The sequence below is a fragment of the Paraburkholderia kirstenboschensis genome (assembly GCF_904848585.1).
GTDB lineage: Bacteria > Pseudomonadota > Gammaproteobacteria > Burkholderiales > Burkholderiaceae > Paraburkholderia > Paraburkholderia kirstenboschensis.
The window spans coordinates 375,848-395,697 of sequence record NZ_CAJHCR010000002.1; the positions used below are offsets into that span (position 1 = coordinate 375,848).

Annotated in this window: 15 protein-coding genes and 1 pseudogene; 6 read left to right on the plus strand and 10 right to left on the minus strand. The window is 63.6% G+C overall.

Features of this window, described 5'->3' with window-relative positions; genetic code table 11:
• Window positions 1-56 precede the first annotated feature (56 nt).
• Together JMY24_RS08315 and JMY24_RS08320 are read left to right on the plus strand one after the other, a co-directional pair.
• Window positions 57-1,304 carry an EmrA/EmrK family multidrug efflux transporter periplasmic adaptor subunit gene (locus JMY24_RS08315; RefSeq protein ID WP_201701812.1) on the plus strand — a complete coding sequence of 416 codons (1,248 nt, stop codon included), beginning with the start codon at window positions 57-59 and terminating at the stop codon, window positions 1,302-1,304.
• 31 nt (window positions 1,305-1,335) lie between these two features.
• Window positions 1,336-2,898, plus strand: coding sequence for a DHA2 family efflux MFS transporter permease subunit (locus JMY24_RS08320; RefSeq protein ID WP_128594866.1), 1,563 nt, complete (start codon window positions 1,336-1,338; stop codon window positions 2,896-2,898).
• A 160-nt stretch (window positions 2,899-3,058) separates the two neighbouring features.
• Here the strand turns inward: JMY24_RS08320 and truB are convergent, their stop codons facing one another.
• The 9 genes from truB to JMY24_RS08365 all read right to left on the minus strand — a co-directional run bounded on the left by truB (window position 3,059) and on the right by JMY24_RS08365 (window position 15,887).
• A complete protein-coding gene (truB, locus tag JMY24_RS08325; RefSeq protein WP_128590495.1) occupies window positions 3,059-3,994 on the minus strand; it encodes a tRNA pseudouridine(55) synthase TruB in 936 nt (311 codons plus the stop codon).
• Between the two features lie 109 nt (window positions 3,995-4,103).
• Window positions 4,104-4,469, minus strand: a complete 366-nt coding sequence (rbfA, locus tag JMY24_RS08330) for a 30S ribosome-binding factor RbfA (RefSeq protein ID WP_027777275.1) — start codon at window positions 4,467-4,469, stop codon at window positions 4,104-4,106.
• Window positions 4,470-4,644: 175 nt separating this feature from the next.
• Window positions 4,645-7,590 (minus strand): translation initiation factor IF-2, encoded by a 2,946-nt coding sequence (gene infB / locus JMY24_RS08335; RefSeq protein ID WP_201701814.1) that lies wholly within the window; start codon window positions 7,588-7,590, stop codon window positions 4,645-4,647.
• A gap of 94 nt (window positions 7,591-7,684) precedes the next feature.
• On the minus strand, window positions 7,685-9,160 hold the full coding sequence (nusA, locus tag JMY24_RS08340; RefSeq protein ID WP_128592292.1) for a transcription termination factor NusA: 1,476 nt from the start codon (window positions 9,158-9,160) through the stop codon (window positions 7,685-7,687).
• A complete protein-coding gene (gene rimP / locus JMY24_RS08345; protein ID WP_007182297.1) occupies window positions 9,157-9,615 on the minus strand; it encodes a ribosome maturation factor RimP in 459 nt (152 codons plus the stop codon). The genes nusA and rimP overlap by 4 nt, the downstream gene beginning before the upstream one ends.
• Before the next feature lie 475 nt (window positions 9,616-10,090).
• Entirely contained in the window at window positions 10,091-11,980 is a 1,890-nt protein-coding gene (gene rluB / locus JMY24_RS08350) for a 23S rRNA pseudouridine(2605) synthase RluB (protein WP_201701816.1), read from the minus strand.
• 64 nt (window positions 11,981-12,044) lie between these two features.
• Window positions 12,045-13,172: an SMC-Scp complex subunit ScpB gene (scpB, locus tag JMY24_RS08355; protein ID WP_128594862.1), complete on the minus strand. Its 1,128-nt coding sequence runs from the start codon at window positions 13,170-13,172 to the stop codon at window positions 12,045-12,047.
• Between the two features lie 349 nt (window positions 13,173-13,521).
• Entirely contained in the window at window positions 13,522-14,748 is a 1,227-nt protein-coding gene (locus tag JMY24_RS08360) for a pyridoxal phosphate-dependent aminotransferase (protein WP_128594861.1), read from the minus strand.
• Between the two features lie 236 nt (window positions 14,749-14,984).
• Entirely contained in the window at window positions 14,985-15,887 is a 903-nt protein-coding gene (locus JMY24_RS08365; RefSeq protein ID WP_201701818.1) for a LysR family transcriptional regulator, read from the minus strand.
• A gap of 408 nt (window positions 15,888-16,295) precedes the next feature.
• On the opposite strand from JMY24_RS08365, the pseudogene JMY24_RS08370 reads away from it, so the two are divergent.
• Window positions 16,296-16,691, plus strand: a pseudogene (locus tag JMY24_RS08370) (transposase); the annotation flags it as partial.
• A gap of 567 nt (window positions 16,692-17,258) precedes the next feature.
• A complete protein-coding gene (locus JMY24_RS08375; protein ID WP_201701820.1) occupies window positions 17,259-17,513 on the plus strand; it encodes a hypothetical protein in 255 nt (84 codons plus the stop codon).
• 398 nt (window positions 17,514-17,911) lie between these two features.
• On the opposite strand, the gene JMY24_RS08380 is transcribed toward JMY24_RS08375, so the two are convergent.
• Window positions 17,912-18,235, minus strand: coding sequence for a hypothetical protein (locus JMY24_RS08380; RefSeq protein ID WP_128591234.1), 324 nt, complete (start codon window positions 18,233-18,235; stop codon window positions 17,912-17,914).
• Between the two features lie 308 nt (window positions 18,236-18,543).
• Here JMY24_RS08380 and JMY24_RS08385 point away from each other — a divergent pair, with 308 nt between their 5' ends.
• Together JMY24_RS08385 and JMY24_RS08390 are read left to right on the plus strand one after the other, a co-directional pair.
• The gene (locus JMY24_RS08385) at window positions 18,544-19,221 is read left to right on the plus strand and encodes a YdcF family protein (protein WP_128594859.1); all 678 of its coding nucleotides are present in this window, start codon (window positions 18,544-18,546) and stop codon (window positions 19,219-19,221) included.
• 236 nt (window positions 19,222-19,457) lie between these two features.
• Window positions 19,458-19,700, plus strand: a complete 243-nt coding sequence (locus JMY24_RS08390) for a hypothetical protein (protein WP_128591230.1) — start codon at window positions 19,458-19,460, stop codon at window positions 19,698-19,700.
• Window positions 19,701-19,850: the final 150 nt, after the last annotated feature.

Below are 19,850 nucleotides of genomic sequence, written 5' to 3' on the forward strand. Positions count from 1 at the left end.
ACCACACACGAACATCCGAATAAACGACGACGTTTGAGAGAACCCGGAGCACATCGATGAGCACCCCCCAACAGCCCGCGGCTAACAACCAGCCCAACAAACCGGCACAACCGGCGAACAGCGGCAAACGCAAGCGCATGATGACGCTGCTCGTCATCGTGATCCTGATCGCCGCGATCGCCTACGGTCTCTACTATTTCCTCGTGGCGCGCTTCCACGAGGAAACCGACGACGCGTACGTGAACGGCAATGTCGTGCAGATCACGCCGCAAGTCACGGGCACGGTGGTCGCGGTGAACGCGGACGACACGCAAACAGTGAAGACCGGCGACCCGCTCGTCGTACTGGACCCGGCCGACGCCCGCGTCGCGCTCGAACAGGCAGAAGCCAATCTTGCGCAGACGGTGCGCCAGGTGCGCGGTCTCTTCGCCGACGACAACCAGTACCAGGCTCAAGTGGCTCAGCGCCAGTCCGACCTCTCGCGCGCTCAGGACGACTTGAAACGCCGTCTGACGGTTGCGCAAACCGGCGCCGTGTCGCAGGAAGAAATTTCGCACGCACGTGACGCCGTGAAGAGCGCGCAAGCCGGCGTCGAAGCCGCTCAGCAGCAACTGGCATCCAACCGCGCGCTGACCGCCAACACCACGATCGCGAATCACCCGAACGTGCAGGCCTCTGCCGCGAAAGTCCGCGACGCGTATCTGAACAATGCGCGCAACACGTTGCCGGCACCGGTCACCGGTTACGTCGCGAAACGCTCGGTGCAGGTCGGACAGCGCGTCTCGCCGGGCACGCCGCTCATGGCCATCGTGCCGCTCGGCGCCGTCTGGGTCGACGCCAACTTCAAGGAAGTGCAGCTCAAGCACATGCGCATCGGCCAGCCGGTCGAACTGACGGCCGACGTCTACGGTTCGTCGGTCGTCTATCACGGCAAGGTGGTCGGTTTCTCGGCGGGCACGGGTTCGGCGTTCTCGCTGCTGCCCGCGCAGAACGCCACCGGCAACTGGATCAAGGTGGTGCAGCGCCTGCCGGTGCGTATCGCACTCGATCCGCAGGAACTCGAAAAGCATCCGCTGCGTATCGGCCTGTCCATGCAAGCCGACGTGAGCATCAAGGACGAGAACGGCGGCCAGTTGGGCAACGCACAGAACACCGTCTATCAGACAGACGTGTTCGCTAAATATGGCGACGAAGCCGACGCGGAAATTGCTCGCATCATCGCGGAAAACGCCGGTCCGAACGCAGGCACGCATAAAGCCGCGCAGTCCGGGTCCAGCAAGCCCGCAGCTGCAAAACTGATGTAAGCCGCGCAGCGACTCATACAAGGCTTTCTGAATGGCTCAGGCTCAGGCGCAAGCCCCTCATCCGCCGCTCGAGGGCGCGCAACTGGTGATCGGCACCATCGCGGTGTCGCTCGCCGTTTTTATGAACGTGCTCGACACGTCGATCGCGAACGTTTCAATTCCGTCCATATCAGGCGACCTCGGCGTGTCGGCCGACCAGGGCACGTGGGTGATCACGTCGTTCGCGGTCGCCAACGCGATTTCCGTGCCGCTCACCGGCTGGCTCACCGACCGCATCGGCCAGGTGCGCCTTTTCATGGCGTCGATCATACTGTTCGTGATCTCGTCATGGATGTGCGGCCTCGCGCCGACTCTGCCCTTCCTGCTCGCCTCGCGCGTGCTGCAAGGCGCGGTGGCCGGCCCGATGATTCCGCTGTCGCAAACGCTGCTGCTCGCGAGTTATCCGCGCGCCAAGGCGCCGATGGCGTTATCGATGTGGGCGATGACCACGCTGATCGCGCCGGTCGCCGGACCAATCCTGGGCGGCTGGATTTCGGACAACATCTCGTGGCCGTGGATCTTCTACGTCAATATTCCGGTCGGCGCGATCGCCGCTCTCGCGACGTGGATGATCTTTCGCAATCGCGATTCGGTCGTCAGGAAGGCGCCGATCGACGGCGTCGGTCTCGGCCTGTTGATCGTCTGGGTCGGCTCGTTGCAGGTCATGCTCGACAAGGGCAAGGACCTGGACTGGTTTTCGTCGACCACCATCGTGGTGTTGACGCTGGTCGCGGTGATCGCCCTTGCGTTCTTCATTGTGTGGGAATTGACGGCCGAGCATCCGGTGGTCGACCTGTCGCTCTTCAGCAAACGAAACTTCACGGGCGGCACGATCGCGCTGTCGGTCGGCTACGGGCTCTACTTCGGCAATCTCGTTCTGCTGCCGCTGTGGCTGCAAACCGATATCGGCTACACGGCCACCGAGGCCGGTCTCGTCATGGCGCCGGTTGGCCTCTTCGCCGTGCTGCTTTCGCCGATCACAGGCAAGGTCCTGCCGCGCACCGATCCGCGTTATATCGCGACTTTGTCGTTTCTCGTATTTGCGCTGTGCTTCTGGATGCGCTCGCGTTATACGACCGGCGTGGATACCTACTCGCTGCTATTGCCCACGTTGATTCAAGGCATCGGCATGGCCGGGTTCTTTATTCCGCTGGTTTCTATCACGCTGTCCGGTTTGCCGGGTAATCGGATACCGGCGGCGTCGGGTTTGTCCAACTTCGTGCGGATTATGTGCGGCGGGATTGGCACGTCGATCTTCCAGACCGCGTGGGACCATCGGACGATCATGCATCACGCGCATTTGACCGAGCACGCCAACGCCTACAACCCGGTCTTCGACCAGTCGATCCGGCAGATGGGCGCCGCAGGTTTCAGTCAGCCGCAAGCGTACGGACTATTCAATTCGATGGCCACGCAACAGGCCGCGCAACTCGGGGTGAACGACATTTTCTTCGTTTCCGCCGGTATCTTCGTGGCGCTGATCGCGCTGATCTGGGTCACAAAGCCGGAGAAGGCCGGCGGCGACGCCGGTGCCGCAGCCGCGGCGGCGCACTGATCTAGCGTTTCATTCCTTGATCGACGAGATGCAAAAAAGGCGGGACCGCTCTATAGCGGTTCCGCCTTTTTCATTGCAGCGGCTCAATCAGCTCAGTTGCGTTGGGCTGCGTTGCCTGCCGGCGCGCGTGTCTGACGCGCTGTCGGGCCGCGTGACCGGACTAGTTCGCCGTCGTCACGACCAGGCGTTCGGGCGCGAGAACGCCTTCACCCTGTTTTGCGACTCCCAGCAGACGCCCTTGCGCCGCGTAGACCCTCACGCGCGGCGCATTCGCCGCTTCACCGCTCAGACTGAGTTCGGAAAGCTTCAACCGCTGACCATGCAGAAAGCGGCGCGTCGCATCTTCGTCCAGATGCACGGACGGGAACGTCGACAGCAAGGCGTCGACCGGTTGCAACCACGCGTCTCGCTCGCTTTCCGTTGCATCCGATAGCGCGTCGAGCGTCACCGAATGCTCCAGCGTCAGCGCGCCGACACCGGTGCGCCGCAGGGCAACCAGATGAGCCCCACAACCCAACGCCTCGCCAATGTCCTCCGCCAGCGTGCGCACATACGTGCCCTTGCTGCAGGTGACGCGAAACGTCACATCGGGCAGCGCGCAAGCGAGCAAGTCGAGCGCGTGGATCGTCACCTGTCGCCCCTCCCGCTCGACTGTCTGCCCGGCGCGCGCGTATTCGTAGAGCGGCTTGCCGTCGCGCTTGAGCGCCGAATACATCGGCGGCACCTGAACGATTTCGCCGAGAAACGCCGGCAGGGCCGCAAGGACGGCCGCCTCGTCGCACGTCACCGCGCGCGTGTCGACCGGCTCGCCTTCGGCGTCGCCAGTGGTGGTGCGAATACCGAGGCGCATGGTGGCCTCGTAGGTTTTGTCGGCCTCGAGCAGATCCTGCGAGAACTTGGTGGCTTCGCCAAAACACAGCGGCAGCAGGCCGGTCGCGAGCGGATCCAGCGTGCCGGTATGTCCGGCCTTTTTAGCCAGATAGAGACGCTTCGCGCGAATCAGAGCGTCGTTGCTCGACAGGCCGAGCGGCTTGTCGAGCAGCAGCACGCCGTCGAGTGCGCGGCGCGGCACGCGGGGGCGTTGAGGTGCGGTCATGTGGGAAGACGGGTTTTCTATGGAATCCGGAGCAGCAAATTGCGCCTGAACGACCCGGGCGTTGCCGCACGCAGCGTGGCGCGGCTCGGGACGCGTGCGCCGACTGCACTTAATCGTCTTTCGCGCGATTGGCGTTCGCCTCGTCAATCAGACGCGACATTTCAACGGCGCGCTCGATCGTCTGGTCGTAATGGAAATGCAGCGTCGGCACCGTGTGAATATGCAGGCGCTTGAACAACTGGTTATGCAGATGGCCGGCCGCATGCGTGAGCGCCGCGAGCGTCTGCTGCGGGTCGCCGGTCAACGTCGTGAAATAGACCTTCGCGTGTGCGTAGTCCGGCGTCAGCTCGACGCTCTGAATCGTGACGATGCCGATGCGCGGATCCTTGACCTCGCGCAGCAGTTCCGACAGATCGCGCTGGATCTGATCGGCGATCTGCACGTTGCGATTGGGTGAAGAACGTTTTTTAGGCATGGTGTTGTGTGATCCGTTGTGGCGGATGCAAAAAATGGTTCGCGGCCGCGAGGGTCGAAAAATCGCGGCATTCGCGCGGCGCAACGGCCGCAGACAGGCGAAACGGCGGCCCCAAAAACAACGGGCGGAGCGGGCGTTGATGCCCGCTCCGCCCCTTGGAACCGTGCCGCGTGACTTACAGCGTACGCGCGACTTCGGTGACCTCGAAGACTTCGAACTGGTCGCCTTCGACGATGTCGTTGAAGTTCTTGATCGACATACCGCACTCGAAGCCCTGGCGGACTTCCTTCACGTCGTCCTTGAAGCGCTTGAGCGAATCCAGCTCGCCCGTGAAGATGACGACGTTGTTGCGCAGTACGCGCACCGACGACGAGCGCTTGACGAAACCGTCCGTGACCATACAGCCTGCCACCGCGCCGATCTTCGGCACCTTGAAGACCTGACGCACTTCGACCGTACCCGTGACGACTTCGCGCTTCTCCGGAGCCAGCATGCCCGACATCGCGGCCTTCACCTCATCCACTGCGTCGTAAATGATGTTGTAGTAGCGAATGTCGACACCGTTGGCTTCCGCCAGCTTGCGAGCCTGTGCGTCCGCACGGGTGTTGAAGCCGATGATGACCGCCTTCGAAGCCGTTGCCAGGTTGACGTCGGACTCGCTGATGCCGCCCACGGCGCCGTGCACGATCTGCACGCGCACTTCGTCGGTGGAAAGCTTGAGCAGCGACTGCACCAACGCTTCCTGCGAACCTTGCACGTCGGCCTTGACGATGAGCGGCATGTACGCCACTTCGCCTTCGCCCATCTGCTCCAGCATGTTCTCGAGCTTCGCGGCCTGCTGCTTGGCCAGCTTGACGTCGCGGAACTTGCCTTGACGGAACAGCGCGACTTCACGCGCCTTGCGGTCGTCCGGCATGACGATGACTTCTTCGCCTGCTTGCGGGACTTCCGACAGACCCTGGATTTCGACCGGGATCGACGGTCCAGCGGACTTGGTCGGCTTGCCGGTTTCATCCAGCATGGCTCGCACACGACCGTAGGCGCTACCTGCCAGCACCACGTCACCGCGGTTCAACGTACCCGACTGGACCAGGATGGTTGCAACCGGACCCTTACCCTTGTCGAGCTTCGCTTCGATAACCAGACCCTTGGCCGGGGCTTCGACCGGTGCCTTCAGTTCCAGCACTTCGGCTTGCAGCAACACGTTTTCCAGCAGATCGTCGATGCCCGCGCCGGTCTTTGCCGACACCGAGACGAACGGCGAATCGCCACCGTATTCTTCCGGCACGACGCCTTCCGCGACGAGTTCCTGCTTCACGCGGTCCGGATTCGCATCCGGCTTGTCGATCTTGTTGATCGCGACGACGAGCGGCACGCCGCCAGCCTTCGCGTGGGCGATCGCTTCCTTCGTTTGCGGCATCACGCCGTCGTCGGCTGCGACCACCAGAATGACGATGTCCGTTGCCTTCGCACCGCGAGCACGCATGGCCGTGAAGGCCTCGTGACCCGGCGTGTCGAGGAACGTGATGACGCCACGCGGCGTTTCGACGTGGTAAGCGCCGATGTGCTGCGTAATGCCGCCCGCTTCGCCCGCTGCAACCTTCGCGCGGCGAATGTAGTCGAGCAGCGAGGTCTTGCCGTGGTCGACGTGACCCATGACCGTGACGACCGGCGGACGCGGCAATGCTTCCGCATCCGACACTTCGCCTTCGACCAGCATTGCTTCCGGATCGTCCAGCTTGGCCGCAACCGCGTGATGGCCCAGTTCTTCGACGATGATCATCGCCGTTTCCTGGTCCAGCATCTGGTTGATCGTGACCATCTGGCCGAGCTTCATCATCGACTTGATGACTTCGGACGCCTTCACTGCCATCTTGTGCGCCAGATCGGCGACGGTGATGGTTTCAGGCACGTGCACTTCACGCACGATCGGTTCGGTCGGCGCCTGGAACGTGGTGTTCTGGTCCTGATGCTTGCCGCGACCCTTCGGGCCGCCGCGCCAGCCGCGGTCGACGCCGCCGCTCGTATCGCCGCGCGTCTTGATACCGCGGCGTTTGGCTGCGTCGTCCTGCCAGCCGCCCTTGCCGCCCGGCTTCTTCTTGTCGCCAACGGACGGCGTGGTGGTTGCGGCCGGAGCCGCGGCAGCCGGCTTCCTGGCAGCCGGACGCGCCGGAGCTTCGCCAGCCGGACGCGCCGGCTTATGCAGCGTGCCCTTGGCTTCGGCTGCCTTGGCCGGCTCAGCGGGCTTCGGTGCCGGTTCCGGCGCCTTCACCTGCGCCTTGCGCGGCGTGTTCATCATTTCGCGGATCGCGCGCGCTTCGGCTTCGGCCGCCGCGCGGCGCTTGGCGATTTCTTCCTGTTCGGCACGCGCTTTTTCCGCAGCTTGACGTGCTGCATCTTCCGCCTTCTTAGCGGCTTCGCGTTGAGCCGCGCGCTCGGCTGCGGCGCGCTCGTCGTCCTGCTCGGTGTCTTTCGCGACGACCGGCTCTGCCGGTTTGGCAGGCGCCGCTTCGGCCTTCGCGACTTGCGGTGCCGGCTGCGCTTTCTCGCGGGCTGCCGCCTCGGCCGCAGCCGCTGCGCGCTTCTTCGCCGCGTCTTCTTCGGCACGACGGCGCTCGGCTTCCGCAGCCTGCTCGCGTGCCTGGCGCTCGGCCTCTTCGCGTTCGAGCTGCTCCTGACGCGCCTTCAGTTCCTGAGCCTGCTGCTCGAGCAACTCGGCTGCGTGACGAGCTTCCTCTTCACGGCGCTGAAGTTCGAGATCGTCGACTTCGGCTGCCTCGGCCACATGATTCGATGCATCTCCGCCATCAGCGGAGGTTTCGTCGCGGCGGACGAAAGTGCGCTTCTTGCGCACCTCGACCTGAATGGTGCGAGCTTTGCCCGTCGCATCGGACTGCTTGATCTCCGACGTATGCCGTTTCGTCAGCGTGATCTTGCGCTTGTCTGCATCAGTCGAGCCGTGAGACTTGCGCAAGTGGTCGAGCAGACGCGCCTTGTCCGTTTCGGACAAGGAGTCGGCTTCGCTCGCTTTTGTGACGCCTGCCGCCTGCAGCTGCTCGAGCAGCACGCCTGCAGGCATTTTCAGTTCCGCGGCAAATTGGGCTACGTTGTTACTCGCCATTCATTCCTCTTAATGCAAGGACCGATTCCTTGCGGTTAGCATCGGGTCATGCGGCCTGACGGCCGCGTTCAATTTAGTGCGCCATGGTCATTTCTCACTGGAACCAATGTTCACGTGCTTTCATGATCAACGCCTTAGCGGCATCCTCTTCCATTCCGGTCATCTCGACCAGTTCATCCACAGCCAGCTCGGCGAGTTCGTCGCGCGTCTGGATCTGATGTTCGGCCAGCTTCGCGAGCAGGTCGGCGTCCATGCCGTCCAGGCTCTTCAGGTCGAGCGCTACATTTTCGACCTTTTCTTCATTCGCGATTGCCATCGTCAACAACGCGTCGCGCGAACGGTTACGCAGCTCGTGGACGGTGTCTTCGTCGAACGCTTCGATTTCGAGCATTTCGTTGAGCGGCACATAGGCAATCTCTTCGAGGCTCGTGAAGCCTTCGTCGATCAGGATGTCGGCAACTTCCTCGTCGACATCGAGACGCGCCATGAACAGGTCACGCAAAACGCCACGTTCCTGATTCTGCTTTTGCGCAGATTCGTCCGGCGTCATGATGTTGATCTGCCAGCCGGTGAGTTCGCTGGCAAGACGCACGTTCTGGCCGCTGCGGCCGATCGCGACCGCCAGTTCGTTTTCGTCCACGACGACGTCCATCGAATGCTTCTCTTCGTCGACGACGATCGATTGGACGGCTGCCGGCGCGAGCGCGCCGATCACGAACTGAGCGGGATCCTCCGACCATAGCACGATGTCGACGTTTTCGCCACCGAGCTCGTTACGTACGGCCTGGACTCGCGAACCGCGAATACCGACGCAGGTGCCGATCGGATCGATGCGCTTATCATAAGCAACCACGCCGATCTTCGCGCGCACGCCTGGATCGCGCGCCGCCGCCTTGATTTCGAGAAGGCCCTGTTCGATTTCCGGCACTTCCATTTCGAACAGCTTCATCAGGAATTCGGGCGCCGTACGCGACAGTTCGATCTGCGGACCACGGGCGGTGCGATCGACCTTTGCAATATAGGCACGCACGCGGTCGCCCACGCGCAGGTTTTCCTTCGGGATCAGCTGGTCGCGGCGCAGCAGCGCTTCGACACGTCCGGTTTCGACAATGAAGTTGCCCTTGTCGAGACGCTTTACCGAGCCGGTCATGATGTGCTCGCCGCGCTCGAGGAAGTCGTTCAGAATCTGTTCACGCTCTGCGTCGCGCACCTTCTGCAGGATTACCTGCTTGGCGGCCTGCGCGCCGATACGGCCGAATTCGATCGACGGCACCGGTTCTTCGATGTATTCGTCGAGCTGGATTTCGGGCTTCTGCTCACGTGCTTCGAACAGCAGGATTTCCTGATCGGGTTCCTGCAGGCCGGCCTCGTCCGGCACCACTTTCCAACGGCGAAACGTTTCGTGCTCGCCGCTTTCACGGTCGATATGGACGCGAATATCCGCGTCTTCTTCGAAGAGTTTCTTGGAGGCCGAAGCGAGAGCCGCTTCGAGCGCGGCAAATACCACGTCTTTATCGACGTTCTTCTCGCGTGCCAGCGCATCCACCAGCATCAACACTTCGCGACTCATTGTTTGCGGCTCCTAAAGTCAACTTTCGGAACGAGGCGTGCTTTGTCCATGTCCGCGAGCGTGAAATCGAGCATCGCGGCGCCTTCCTTCCCTTCAAATTCCAGACCGATGGTCTCGCCTTGCGGAGCATGCAAAATACCCCGGTACGATTTCCGTCCGTCCAATGGCTTTTTCAATGTGATTACCACTTCGCTGCCTGCGAAGCGTTCAAAATCCGCCAGTTTTTTCAGCGGACGGTCGAGCCCCGGCGACGATACTTCGAGCCGCTCATAATCGATATTTTCGACCGTCAGTACGTGCTGGAGCTGACGCGTGACTTTCTCGCAGTCTTCGATCGCGATGCCGGCCGGCTGGTCGATATAAATACACAGCATGCCGCGCCCGGTGCGCTCGAGATCGACGAGCTCGTAGCCGAGTCCCACGACCGTGGTTTCAATCAGTTCCGTCAGTTGCACAGTGCCCTCTTAGATGTTCGCGCAGCGAGCCTGCCGCTTGTTCTGCAAACAACCAATGCGGGCCGCGCGCCTGGCCGGCGCACGTTCGTGCTACCCGAGATGACGAACCACGATGAACTGAGCGGCAAAAAAAAATGGGCTAAACGCCCATCATCTTATTACCGGTGGTCGCACCTGAGCCGCACATGAAAAGCCGCACGCCCAGCGACTTCGCGATTGTAGCCATTTTTCAGGACAAACGCAAACCGCAGAACGCCGTGCCAAGCGCATTTCCGCCTGATTTCATGGGGATCTTTGGACGATATGGCGGCGCTTGGCGACTTTTGCAAGCCGGGGCGAGACAACCTGCCCCTACTTCCGCCTGCGCAGCCTTCGTATGTCAGCTGCCACAGCAACGGAAGTCGCACACCGAGTCACGACGGCGAGCATTAGGGCTGGTTCAAACGCGTCCGCAACGCCAGCCCATGCGTGGCGATTATCGCCCGCGCGAACGACCGCGAGGCGCGCCGCCACCGCGGTTCGCGCCGCCGGGGTTGGCGTTGCCGCCACCCGTGCGATTGCCGCCGCCTGAATTCGGGCGATTGCCGCCCGGCGCACGATTGCCGCCACCGGGATTCGGGCCGTTGCCGCCAGCGCGCTTGCCGCCGCCAGCCGCGCGATTGCCGCCGCCGGAAGGCGCGCGATTACCGTCGACCTCACGACCGCCGCGCGGACCGCCCGCGCCGCCACCCGCACCGCCGAAGCCGCCAGCGCCGCGGCCAGCACCGCGATTGCCATAGCCGCCGCCGAAACCAGCCCCCGCGCCGCCGCCAAGGCCGCCGCCTGCCGCACCGCGCCGGCCCTGACCGCGCGGCTGCTGTTCGAAGCGGCTATGCGACATCAGCACCGGTTCGCGGCTGATGAAGCCCATCGACGTCTGCATCGGATCGGGCTGCTTGCGCTCCGGCGCGGAGCCGCGGCTACCGCGCTCCTCGCTCGGCGCCTTGAGTCCCACCGACGCCATCAGCGCACGCACCTGGTTGTCTTCGAGTTCTTCCCAACGGCCGCGCTTCAAGCCCTTCGGCAGCGAAATCGGGCCGTGACGCGTACGGATCAGGCGGCTGACCATCAGGCCCGCGGCTTCGAACATACGACGCACTTCGCGATTGCGCCCTTCGGCGAGCGCGACGTGATACCAGTGATTCGTGCCTTCGCCGCCGCCATCGCGGATACGCAGGAAGTTCGCCGGACCGTCTTCGAGTTCGACGCCGTGCAGCAGCTTTTGACGCATGCCTTCGGCCAGCTCGCCGACCACGCGCACCGCATATTCACGCTCGACGCTGTAGCGCGGATGCATGAAGCGGTTCGCCAGATCGCCGGAAGTGGTCAGCATCAGCAGACCTTCCGTATTGAAGTCGAGGCGGCCAACCGCGAGCCACTTGGCGGTCTTCATGGGCGGCAGCTTGTCGAACACCGACGGACGGCCTTCCGGGTCGGCATGACTTACGATTTCGCCGGTCGGCTTGTGGTACAGCAGCACGCGCGGCGGCTTGTTGGCGAGCTTGCGCTTGACCGGCTTGCCGTTGATGCGGACCTGATCGGTCGGCATGATGCGCTGGCCGATGTGAGCCGGCTCGCCGTTGACCGACACGCGGCCCGCGACGATCAACTCTTCCATATCGCGGCGCGAACCCATGCCGGCCTCGGCCAGGACTTTGTGGAGCTTCGGCGCGTCGTCGTCGGCAGCGAGCACGCGCTTGGGGGCGGCCGGCTTGCCGCTGCGCAGCATTGGCGCACGCACGCCGCCCGTCGTGCTGTTGTCGGCGTCGAAGGCCGGCGACGTGACATACGAGAACAGGTCGTCCTGAGTCGCGTCGGCCGCTGCCGCCGGCGCTTCGCCGCCTCGCCGGTTCTGGCGCTGACCGCCTGCACGCGGCTGACGTTCGCGTTGACCTTCGCGCTGGCCTTCGCGAGCACCGGTCTCGCGGGGGGCGCCCTCGCGAGGCGCGCCTTCGCGCTGACCTTCGCGTTTCTGACCGCCCGCATTGCGTCGCGGCCCTTGGCCTTTCGCACCCGCATCCTTGCGCGGCATGCGCACCTTCGCCACCACTTCGCCGTCCGGCGGAGCTTCGGCGACGACCGGCGCGGCCTGCGCAGGCGCGCCTTCCGCCGCCTTCGTCTTGGCTCCAGCGCGGCGCCGGGCAATCAGGCTGCGCGGTCCGCGACGCAGGCCGCGGCGCGGACGGTCCTCGCCGTCTGCTTCCGTGGTCTGCGCCGGGCGCTCGCCCTCGCCTGCCGACGCTTGCGTGGTGCGCGTTTCGTCAGCGCGCGCCGACGGCACGGCGCGCTCGGATTCGGACGAATCGGTGTCGTGGGTATGTGTCAAAACAACCTCAAAATGTCAGGTCGCGCGCGCCCATTGCGGGCGCGGCAAAAAAAGTTCGGTTACGTCAGGCGCTGCGCGACTCGGGTTCGTCGTCGGTCAGAATGCCTGCGTCCTGTGCAGCATCGCGACGATCTTCCTGATCGCCGCGCGCCGCCGTGGTCGAGTTCGGTTCGGCGGCGTGCTCCGTATCGCGGAGTACGCCCGAACCGTGCGCGGGTGTTGCCGGATCGGCCTGGGAGACCGGATCTTGATTCACTTCAGACTCTGCGGTGTCCGATAGCGGCGCAACGTTTGCCGCTTCGGCGGGCGTTGGCACAGCCGCCTCGCCCGGCTCGCCCGCCGCTTCAGGCGCTGCCTCTAACTCGGGCGTGACTTGTTCGGCAGTCTCGGGACTGTCGAAGCTCTCATGGTTACCGACGCTCTCAGCCGCCGCTTCCAGCCGTTCACCGGGCTCCGGCTGCGCGCGCTCGACATGCTGCGCCTCGTGCGCTTCACCCTGCTCCGCAGCGATTTCCGTTCCTGCCGCCAGCTCCGCGCCGCTTGTTGCTTCTGCGCCGGTCGCCTCCCGCAGTTCAGGCGCGCCAGGCTCGCTCGTTTCGTTCGACGCCGTTGCCTCAGCGGATTCGACGTCGGAAAACTCGATCGCGTGCTGGCCGAGCAGATCCGCATTCAGTTGCGCCGACGGGTCGGCGAGCGGCGGCAATTCGTCCAGCGCGCGCAGACCGAGGTCGTCGAGAAACTGCCGCGTGGTCGCGTACAGCGCGGGACGCCCCGGCACGTCGCGATGCCCGATCACCTCGATCCAGCCGCGGTCTTCGAGCTGCTTCACGACCTGCGTGTTCACCGTGACGCCGCGAATCTCTTCGATGTCGCCGCGCGTAACCGGTTGCCTATATGCAATGATCGCGAGCGTTTCGAGCACCGCGCGCGAGTATTTCGGCGGTTTCTCGGGATGCAAACGATCCAGATACGAACGCATCGCGGGCTTGCTTTGAAACCGCCAGCCCGACGCCAGCCCGACCAACTCCACACCGCGCCCCGACCAATCCTGTTTCAGGTCTTCGAGCAAAGTCCTAACGGTGTCTGCCGACACGCCGTCGGCAAAGAGCTTGCGCAAATCGCCGAGTTTTAACGGCTCCTGCGCGCAGATCAAGGCTGTCTCGAGGACGATCTTCGCCTCTTGGGTATTCATGCAGCTAGGTCAGACCCTGTGGTCAAAGAACCGGATCAAACAGACGATGTGGAACTGAAGACGCGCTCGCCCGATTCTGATCGGTCATATTGATGGGAGCACGCACCGGGGGGAGGCGAAACAGACTATCGAGCCAAACCCAGCCGGACGGAGCAGCGATATTCCGGACAGGAATCGCGTGACTGAGCGCCATATTACGCAAAAACAATCGGTGCGTAAAGCTGAACCCCGGGACAAAATGCCCGCCGCATTAGCGCGTAGCGCTTGAGCGGAAGATTACCTGCGCAAATGCGCGTACATCTGTCAGAGCGCTCGTTGTCGCCGAGGTTCCCCCGCGCTCACGCGCAGACTATGACGTCCGATGCAATGCCAGAAACCGCTTCAGGCGCTCGACACCGGCGTCGAGCCGCGCCACGTCGCACGCGTAGCACCAGCGCAGGAAGCCTTCGCCCTGCGGACCGAATGCGCTGCCCGGCGCGAGTCCCAGGCCCACTTCCCGCACCATCGCTTTGCAGAGCTCCAGGCTGCGCGAGGCGCCCGTCATCGAGAAAAAGAGATACATGGCGCCGGCGGGCGCCTTGACGTCGATGCCGGGCACGGCCGACAACGCCCGCACGAGGTGGTCGCGCGACGCCTTCAGCTCGCGCACCAGTTCCTGCGTGAAGCGCTCGCCTTGCTGGACGGCAGCGATCCCCGCCTGCTGTACGAAAGCCGGCGCGCACGACGTGTTGTACTCCACCAGCTTGCCCAGATCGTCCATCAAGCTCGCGGGCGCGACGATCCAGCCGAGCCGCCAGCCGGTCATCAGCCACGCCTTCGAAAACGAGTTCACGCAGATCACGCGCTCGTCGCGCGTGGCGAGATCGAGAAACGACGGTGCGGTGCGGGCCCCCGCTGCGCTTTCGCCGTCGTCGGAATGGTCCGGATAATAGAGACGCTCGTAGACCTCGTCCGCGACGACCCAGATACCGTGCTCCCGGCAATGTGCGAGCACCGCGTGCTGCTGCTCGCGGGTCATCACCCAGCCGGTCGGGTTGTTCGGCGAGTTGACGAGCAGCATGCGGGTGTCGGGCGTGAGCGCTGCCAGCAATCGCTCCACGTCGAGCTGCCAGCCATGTTCGCCGTAGTCGAGCGAGACGGTTTCCACATGCGCGCCGAGAATTTTCGGAATCTCGACGAGATTCGGCCACAGCGGCGTGACAGCAACCACCCGGTCGCCCGCGCCCACCACAAGTTGCGCCGCGAGCATCAGCGCGTTCACGCCCGCGCTCGTCACGGCGATATGGTCCGCCGTCGTCTCGCCGTGAAGTTCGCTGACGTAATCCGCAAGCGCCGCACGCAGCGGCGCAATGCCGAGGTTGTGCGTATAGAACGTCGCGCCCGCCGACAGCGCGGCGCTCGCGGCGTCGCGGATGAAGGCCGGCGTCACGCGGTCGGATTCTCCGAACCAGAAAGGCAGCACGTCGGCGACGCCAAAGCCGGCGTTGGCCACTTCACGGATCTGCGAGGGACGCAGCGCGCGCACCGCATCGCGCGCGTTAGGGACGGATGGCACGGAGAATTCCGGTTCGCTCATCGAGGCTTCCAGGTGATGTCGAGATAGTAACGGGCTGAGAGTCAACAGGAATGTCTGCTAAAGCGCTCCCGGCCGGCACAGCTGCCAGCGAGCGCAGACGAGAGTTTAGCCCAGGGTCCGACGCTCGAACGCCGAGCCACGCACACGGCGCGCGCATCGAGCCGCGAGGGTGTCGGTCGGGAGCAACCGACACCCGTGCACCGCAAGCCCCCAAAACGTGCTGTCCGCTGATCGGATCAGGTCAGATCCTCGGCCCGCGCCGGCAATTCACGGATCAAATCCCACACTGCCTCAGCCGCCGGCGACAGCGAGCGATCGCGACGCCGCACCAGTTCGACCGTGCGCTCGGCCCGCGGCACCAGCGGCCGCGCGGCCAGCGCGGCGCCAGCCGGCAACGGCAACGCGAGCCACGGCAATACGCTCACGCCGATGCCCGCCTCGACGAGCCCGAACACCGTCGCGGAATGCCCCAGTTCCTGCACCACGTTGGCGTTCACACCGTGCTCGTGCATGACGGCGTCGATGAGCGGCCGGCTGCCGGACGCGTAATCGAGCATCACCAGTTGCTGGCCCTCGAGATCGCCCCAGCCTATCTGCTTCTGCCGGGCGAGCGGATGATCGTCGCGACACACGAGGCAGAAAGAATCGGTCATTAGCGATTCGCTCAACAGATCGTCGGCGGCAAACGGGCCGATGATCACGCCGAAATCCACCTCGCCGGATTTGACCTTGCGCACGACATCGCTTTGCACGTCGTCGCGTAAGCCGAGCGCAATGTGGGGAAAGCGTTCACCGCATGATGCCAACACGCCGGGCATCAGCCGGCACGCGACAGTGGGACTCGCGGCCACGACAACGCGCCCGCGGCGCTGCTCGCCGATTTCGCGAATCTCGCGCAACGCGTCGTCGAGATCGATCAGAAGACGCGACACGCTCGCGACCAGATTGCCGCCCACGTCGGTGAGCTGCACCTCGCGCGTCGTCCGGTCGATCAGTTTCAGGCCGATTTCCCCTTCCAGTTCACGCACACAACGGCTCACCGCCGACTGCGTCAAGCCTATCTCCTCGCCCGCACGACTGAAGCTCTGCAGGCGCGCGACCTCAATGAAAACCCTTAGCTGGCGCAGCGTTACATTCATTTGGTCGGCTCATCAATGGCATGTTTTGATGCGCATTGTAACCGGCCTCATGCGTCGACCACGGGAATGCGCGCAGTCGCTGCAATGCAGCAATAAGGCGCAAACGCACGCGGTGCGGGCCTGGTTGCACAAGATTGGTGATTGTCCCGATTTGCGAGATGGGTTTTTTGGATTCTTATACGGCCCTAGCTAGCGCCCGCGCTGGCCCGCTGTCACGGGGCTTTCAGGCGGTTGGACTCAACTTGGCACACATCCTGCATTTACATGCTCACAGGGTCGGCGCCATGACTTCTGACTGCATAGCAGACCGTGGCAAACCCGACCCCCTTGGCACTCGCCTATCGAGTGCGTGGAGAGTGCGCGGCGCGGGGCAGCGCACCGGAGTTAGCTTCGCTGAGGTGAAACATGATGCTGTTCGACGATTTGAGAGACAACGAGTGGGCGCTGGTCGAGGCGTTGTTCTGTGCGGAGCCTGCACGGAGCGAGCGTCGCGGTCGGCCGCGCGTCGAAGCGCGCGCCGTCGTCAACGCCGTGCTGTGGGTGCTGTCGACGGGCGAAGGCTGGTCCAAACTGCCGGGCCGCTATCCGTCGCCGCCGACCTGCCGCCGCCGTTTCGACGAGTGGCAAGCCGATGGTACGCTCGCCGAAATAGTTAAGCGACTGGGCACGAGCGGACGCGAAATCTCGCTGCGCGGACGCATTGGCGCGACCGCGGCCAAGCCGCCGGCACCGCCGAGCCGTGACCGTCTGCGCGGCGCATTCTGGACGAATCCGGAATCGTGGCGCGCGCCGGTCAAGATGGCTTAAGCGAAATCGTCTATCTCCGGGCGCCTGTGGCGCCCGGAGCATATCTGGAACCGCCCGGCGACTGCCCGGCGGATTCCTTCGGGCGGCCTCGGTTCGGCGATTTCATTCCCGACGGTAGCGGTTCGGACGGTTTCAGCTCCGATAGCCTCGTTGCGACGGCTTCAGTTCCAGCGGCTTCACTGCCGGCAGGCTAATTGCCGACAACGCATCTCAGACGGCTCTGTTTGAGAGCCTATCTCCCACGGCTTCACTTCGTACGCCTTCGTCTAGGCTCCGCGTCTCAGCGGCTTTTTCCGCCGACTGGCTGTTGCACGGCCCCCTCGCGGCAACTGCGCCCGGACTGTCTATCTCTCGCCCGAAGGCGCCAACACGGCACGCCGGCCCTCCACCCCCGCCGCGATCAACTACCGCCTCGTCCTGCGCTGCCTCAGACGTTTGACGCAACCCCAGAGTTGCGGGTGAAACATCCATTTACCATTACTTACAGCGTGCTTTCGTCTGCGGACATACCTTATGGGTATGCAAACATGCCTGGTATGCACGGGGCTTGGACGGGAGCTCAGCATGAAAGCAATGTCACTGCTTCTGTGCGGCATTGTGCTTTCATCAATGGCCGCATCGACGCTCGCGCAACAGCGCCCTCAAGGTTGGAATTGGCGCCCCGATCGGACGGCTTCGATGGAGGCATGGCAGCAAAGCGCAGCGCGTAGCCGCGAATTCACGCCGCCCACGCCGCGGGGCGACTTGCGCGGCGATATCGCGAGCAACGTGCGCACGCGGCCTGAAGCGCCGCACGGTGAGCCGTCGCGCCGCCGTTAGGTCGGGGGGCGCCGGCCGTGCATCACGCGCGGCTCGCCCGATCGAGCGCGAAAGCGAAAGCGAAAGCGCGGCGAATGTACAGCGAATATTGGGGAACCACGGCTCGCGTCACCGGTCTGACTTAACGCCATTAGCACAGCGTGGCAGCAGTAATTCCGGTACGCCCGTATCTTCGTGATACGGGCTTTTTTTTGCTCGCGCCGGTAGGTGCTTGCAAGCTCGGAGTGGTTAAGGATTCCGGGAGATAGAACAGGTTTCCGGCCGCGTGGCGCGGCAGGAAAATCGAAGCATATGACGCCGACGAGAGCCTGTAGCCGCGCGGGGCACCAAGCCATCCGGCCACCAGGGCCGTCTGGCCATGAAGGTTGGACGAGGCCTGCTCCAGCTGCGGCGAACCGCTACGTGCGAGCTTCGAGCGGCATGGGTGAACGGCTCTCAACTGCAGCAAGAACATAGTCGTTCATGCGCTGCACGGTCCAGGTGAGGAGCCCCTCGGCGTGCGAGAGCCGGGCGAATTCTGCGCGACCCCGGTCTGTGAGGACGGCGATGTCGACAGGGGCATGAAAGCCCGGCGCCGGCGCGACAGTGCGCTGCCGAACGGTGTCCATGAGGCCTAGCGCGCGAAGATATTGGAAAACGCCGGGGCGTTTGGCCCATGGCACCTGGCGATATTGCGCTCGCCGCAGCGCTTCGAGTACCGCTTCGTTGGAATACGTGGTCATCTCACTTCTTTCTTAAAGTGCAGCTATGACACATCTATGCCAACACGTCACCGCGCCACCAGTGACGCGCTTGGCACCCGCCCGTGGCTGGAAGCTGGTCGTAAGCGCTACGGCCGAATTCCACCAGGTGCTGCCTTGGTCTTGATTCGGAACCCCCGTCAGAACGGCATGTTAGCGTTCTACCTTCAAGCCGACGATGCAACCGCTGCGGCGCGATAGCAGGCTCGAAGCTTTAATCCCGAAAGACATACGTTACCCCATCTAAATTGATTCTATTCACTTTATTGGCGCTTTTTTTTGCAGCAATCGTGATATGGAAGCGCGCTCGACGCCCCCTCGCCTTTTGCACAATTGCCTTCTTCTGGCTGGTTTCGGCCGGATGGCTCACAGCTCCGTTGCTGCGCCTCGCCCAGCCGCAGGCGCAAACCAGCGCGCCCGCGCGGTTCGCGCCGCGCACCGCGATCATCCTGCTCGGCGGAGGCACCGTATACAACCGGGACAAGGTGCTCGTACCACCGCGCGATGTACTCACGCGCATTGACGTCAGCGCGAAGAACTACGCGGCGTGCAAGCGCGCTGCCACCATCTGCAGCGTGATTGTCAGCGGCGGGAATCCACAGCGGCATCCCGCGACAGAAGCCGACACCTATCTGCCGTACCTGCTACGCGAACAGGTGCCACGCGCGGACATCGTGCTGGAAAACAGCAGCCGCACGACCTACGAAAACGCGCGCAACGTATCCGCTATTGTCGGACAGTCACGTTACGATTCCTTGATACTCGTCACGTCGGCGTACCACATGCCGCGCGCGATGCTCGACTTCCAGCATTTCGGCCTCTCCCCGCAGCCGCTGATCTCCAGCGCGCGCCGCGCGCATCTCGGCCTGCTGCCGCGCTACTCCAACCTGGTGAACGCGGAAATCGCGCTGCACGAGCTTATCGGCATCGCGCAATATCATGTGTACAGCGCCATTGGCCTGTTCTGAACGTGCGCGTGCCCACCAGCCGATTTACCTGGCGATGCGAACGACTGTGAAGCGTCGAGCGCATCTCTACGCACTGCATCTCTACGCACTACGCATATGCGCCGAGTAACAAGATGTAAGCCCGGCGCCTTTGTCGTTACAAAGCACCCGCTGGAGCGCATATTGCTGACTAGAATGAACTGTCTTTCCCAATCGAAAGACAGGTACCTGGGTCCAACCACTCTGCGGAGGTAGCAATGAAGAAAGTGTCCCTCGCGATCCTGATTTCCCTCGGTGCCGTAACCGGCGCGGCCTACGCGCAGGAAAGCGGCGTGACGATGAGCACCGACCCGGCAAAGGCCGCCGACGTCGAGCAGCGCGCGCAAGATTTGCAAAACCGCCAGCAAACCATGGAAAGCGCCCCTGCGCCCATGAAGCATCAGAAGAGTTCGCCGCATCACAACAAGAAAGGTGCGAAGGCCGACGCGTCGAGTTCGTAAGCGGTTGCCAGCCTCGCCGGTATCCGGCGCTTTCTGGCGTACTGCGTGAGAGCACCTGCGGCCTCGCCGCGAAGGTGAAAAGCCGAAGCCGGCACCGCCGGTTTCGGCTTTTTTATTGTCTGATGCACCGGCCGGCGCGCGATGCCCGGT

Bases quoted from the DNA above. Each gene is read 5' to 3' on its own strand.
- JMY24_RS08375 (WP_201701820.1), top strand. From the start codon at position 17,259: ATGAAAGCAATGTCACTGCTTCTGTGCGGCATTGTGCTTTCATCAATG.
- truB (WP_128590495.1), bottom strand. From the start codon at position 3,994: ATGACCGCACCTCAACGCCCCCGCGTGCCGCGCCGCGCACTCGACGGC.
- JMY24_RS08380 (WP_128591234.1), bottom strand. From the start codon at position 18,235: ATGACCACGTATTCCAACGAAGCGGTACTCGAAGCGCTGCGGCGAGCG.
- JMY24_RS08360 (WP_128594861.1), bottom strand. From the start codon at position 14,748: ATGAGCGAACCGGAATTCTCCGTGCCATCCGTCCCTAACGCGCGCGAT.
- JMY24_RS08365 (WP_201701818.1), bottom strand. From the start codon at position 15,887: ATGAATGTAACGCTGCGCCAGCTAAGGGTTTTCATTGAGGTCGCGCGC.
- JMY24_RS08315 (WP_201701812.1), top strand. From the start codon at position 57: ATGAGCACCCCCCAACAGCCCGCGGCTAACAACCAGCCCAACAAACCG.
- infB (WP_201701814.1), bottom strand. From the start codon at position 7,590: ATGGCGAGTAACAACGTAGCCCAATTTGCCGCGGAACTGAAAATGCCT.
- nusA (WP_128592292.1), bottom strand. From the start codon at position 9,160: ATGAGTCGCGAAGTGTTGATGCTGGTGGATGCGCTGGCACGCGAGAAG.
- rbfA (WP_027777275.1), bottom strand. From the start codon at position 4,469: ATGCCTAAAAAACGTTCTTCACCCAATCGCAACGTGCAGATCGCCGAT.
- JMY24_RS08390 (WP_128591230.1), top strand. From the start codon at position 19,458: ATGAAGAAAGTGTCCCTCGCGATCCTGATTTCCCTCGGTGCCGTAACC.
- scpB (WP_128594862.1), bottom strand. From the start codon at position 13,172: ATGAATACCCAAGAGGCGAAGATCGTCCTCGAGACAGCCTTGATCTGC.
- JMY24_RS08320 (WP_128594866.1), top strand. From the start codon at position 1,336: ATGGCTCAGGCTCAGGCGCAAGCCCCTCATCCGCCGCTCGAGGGCGCG.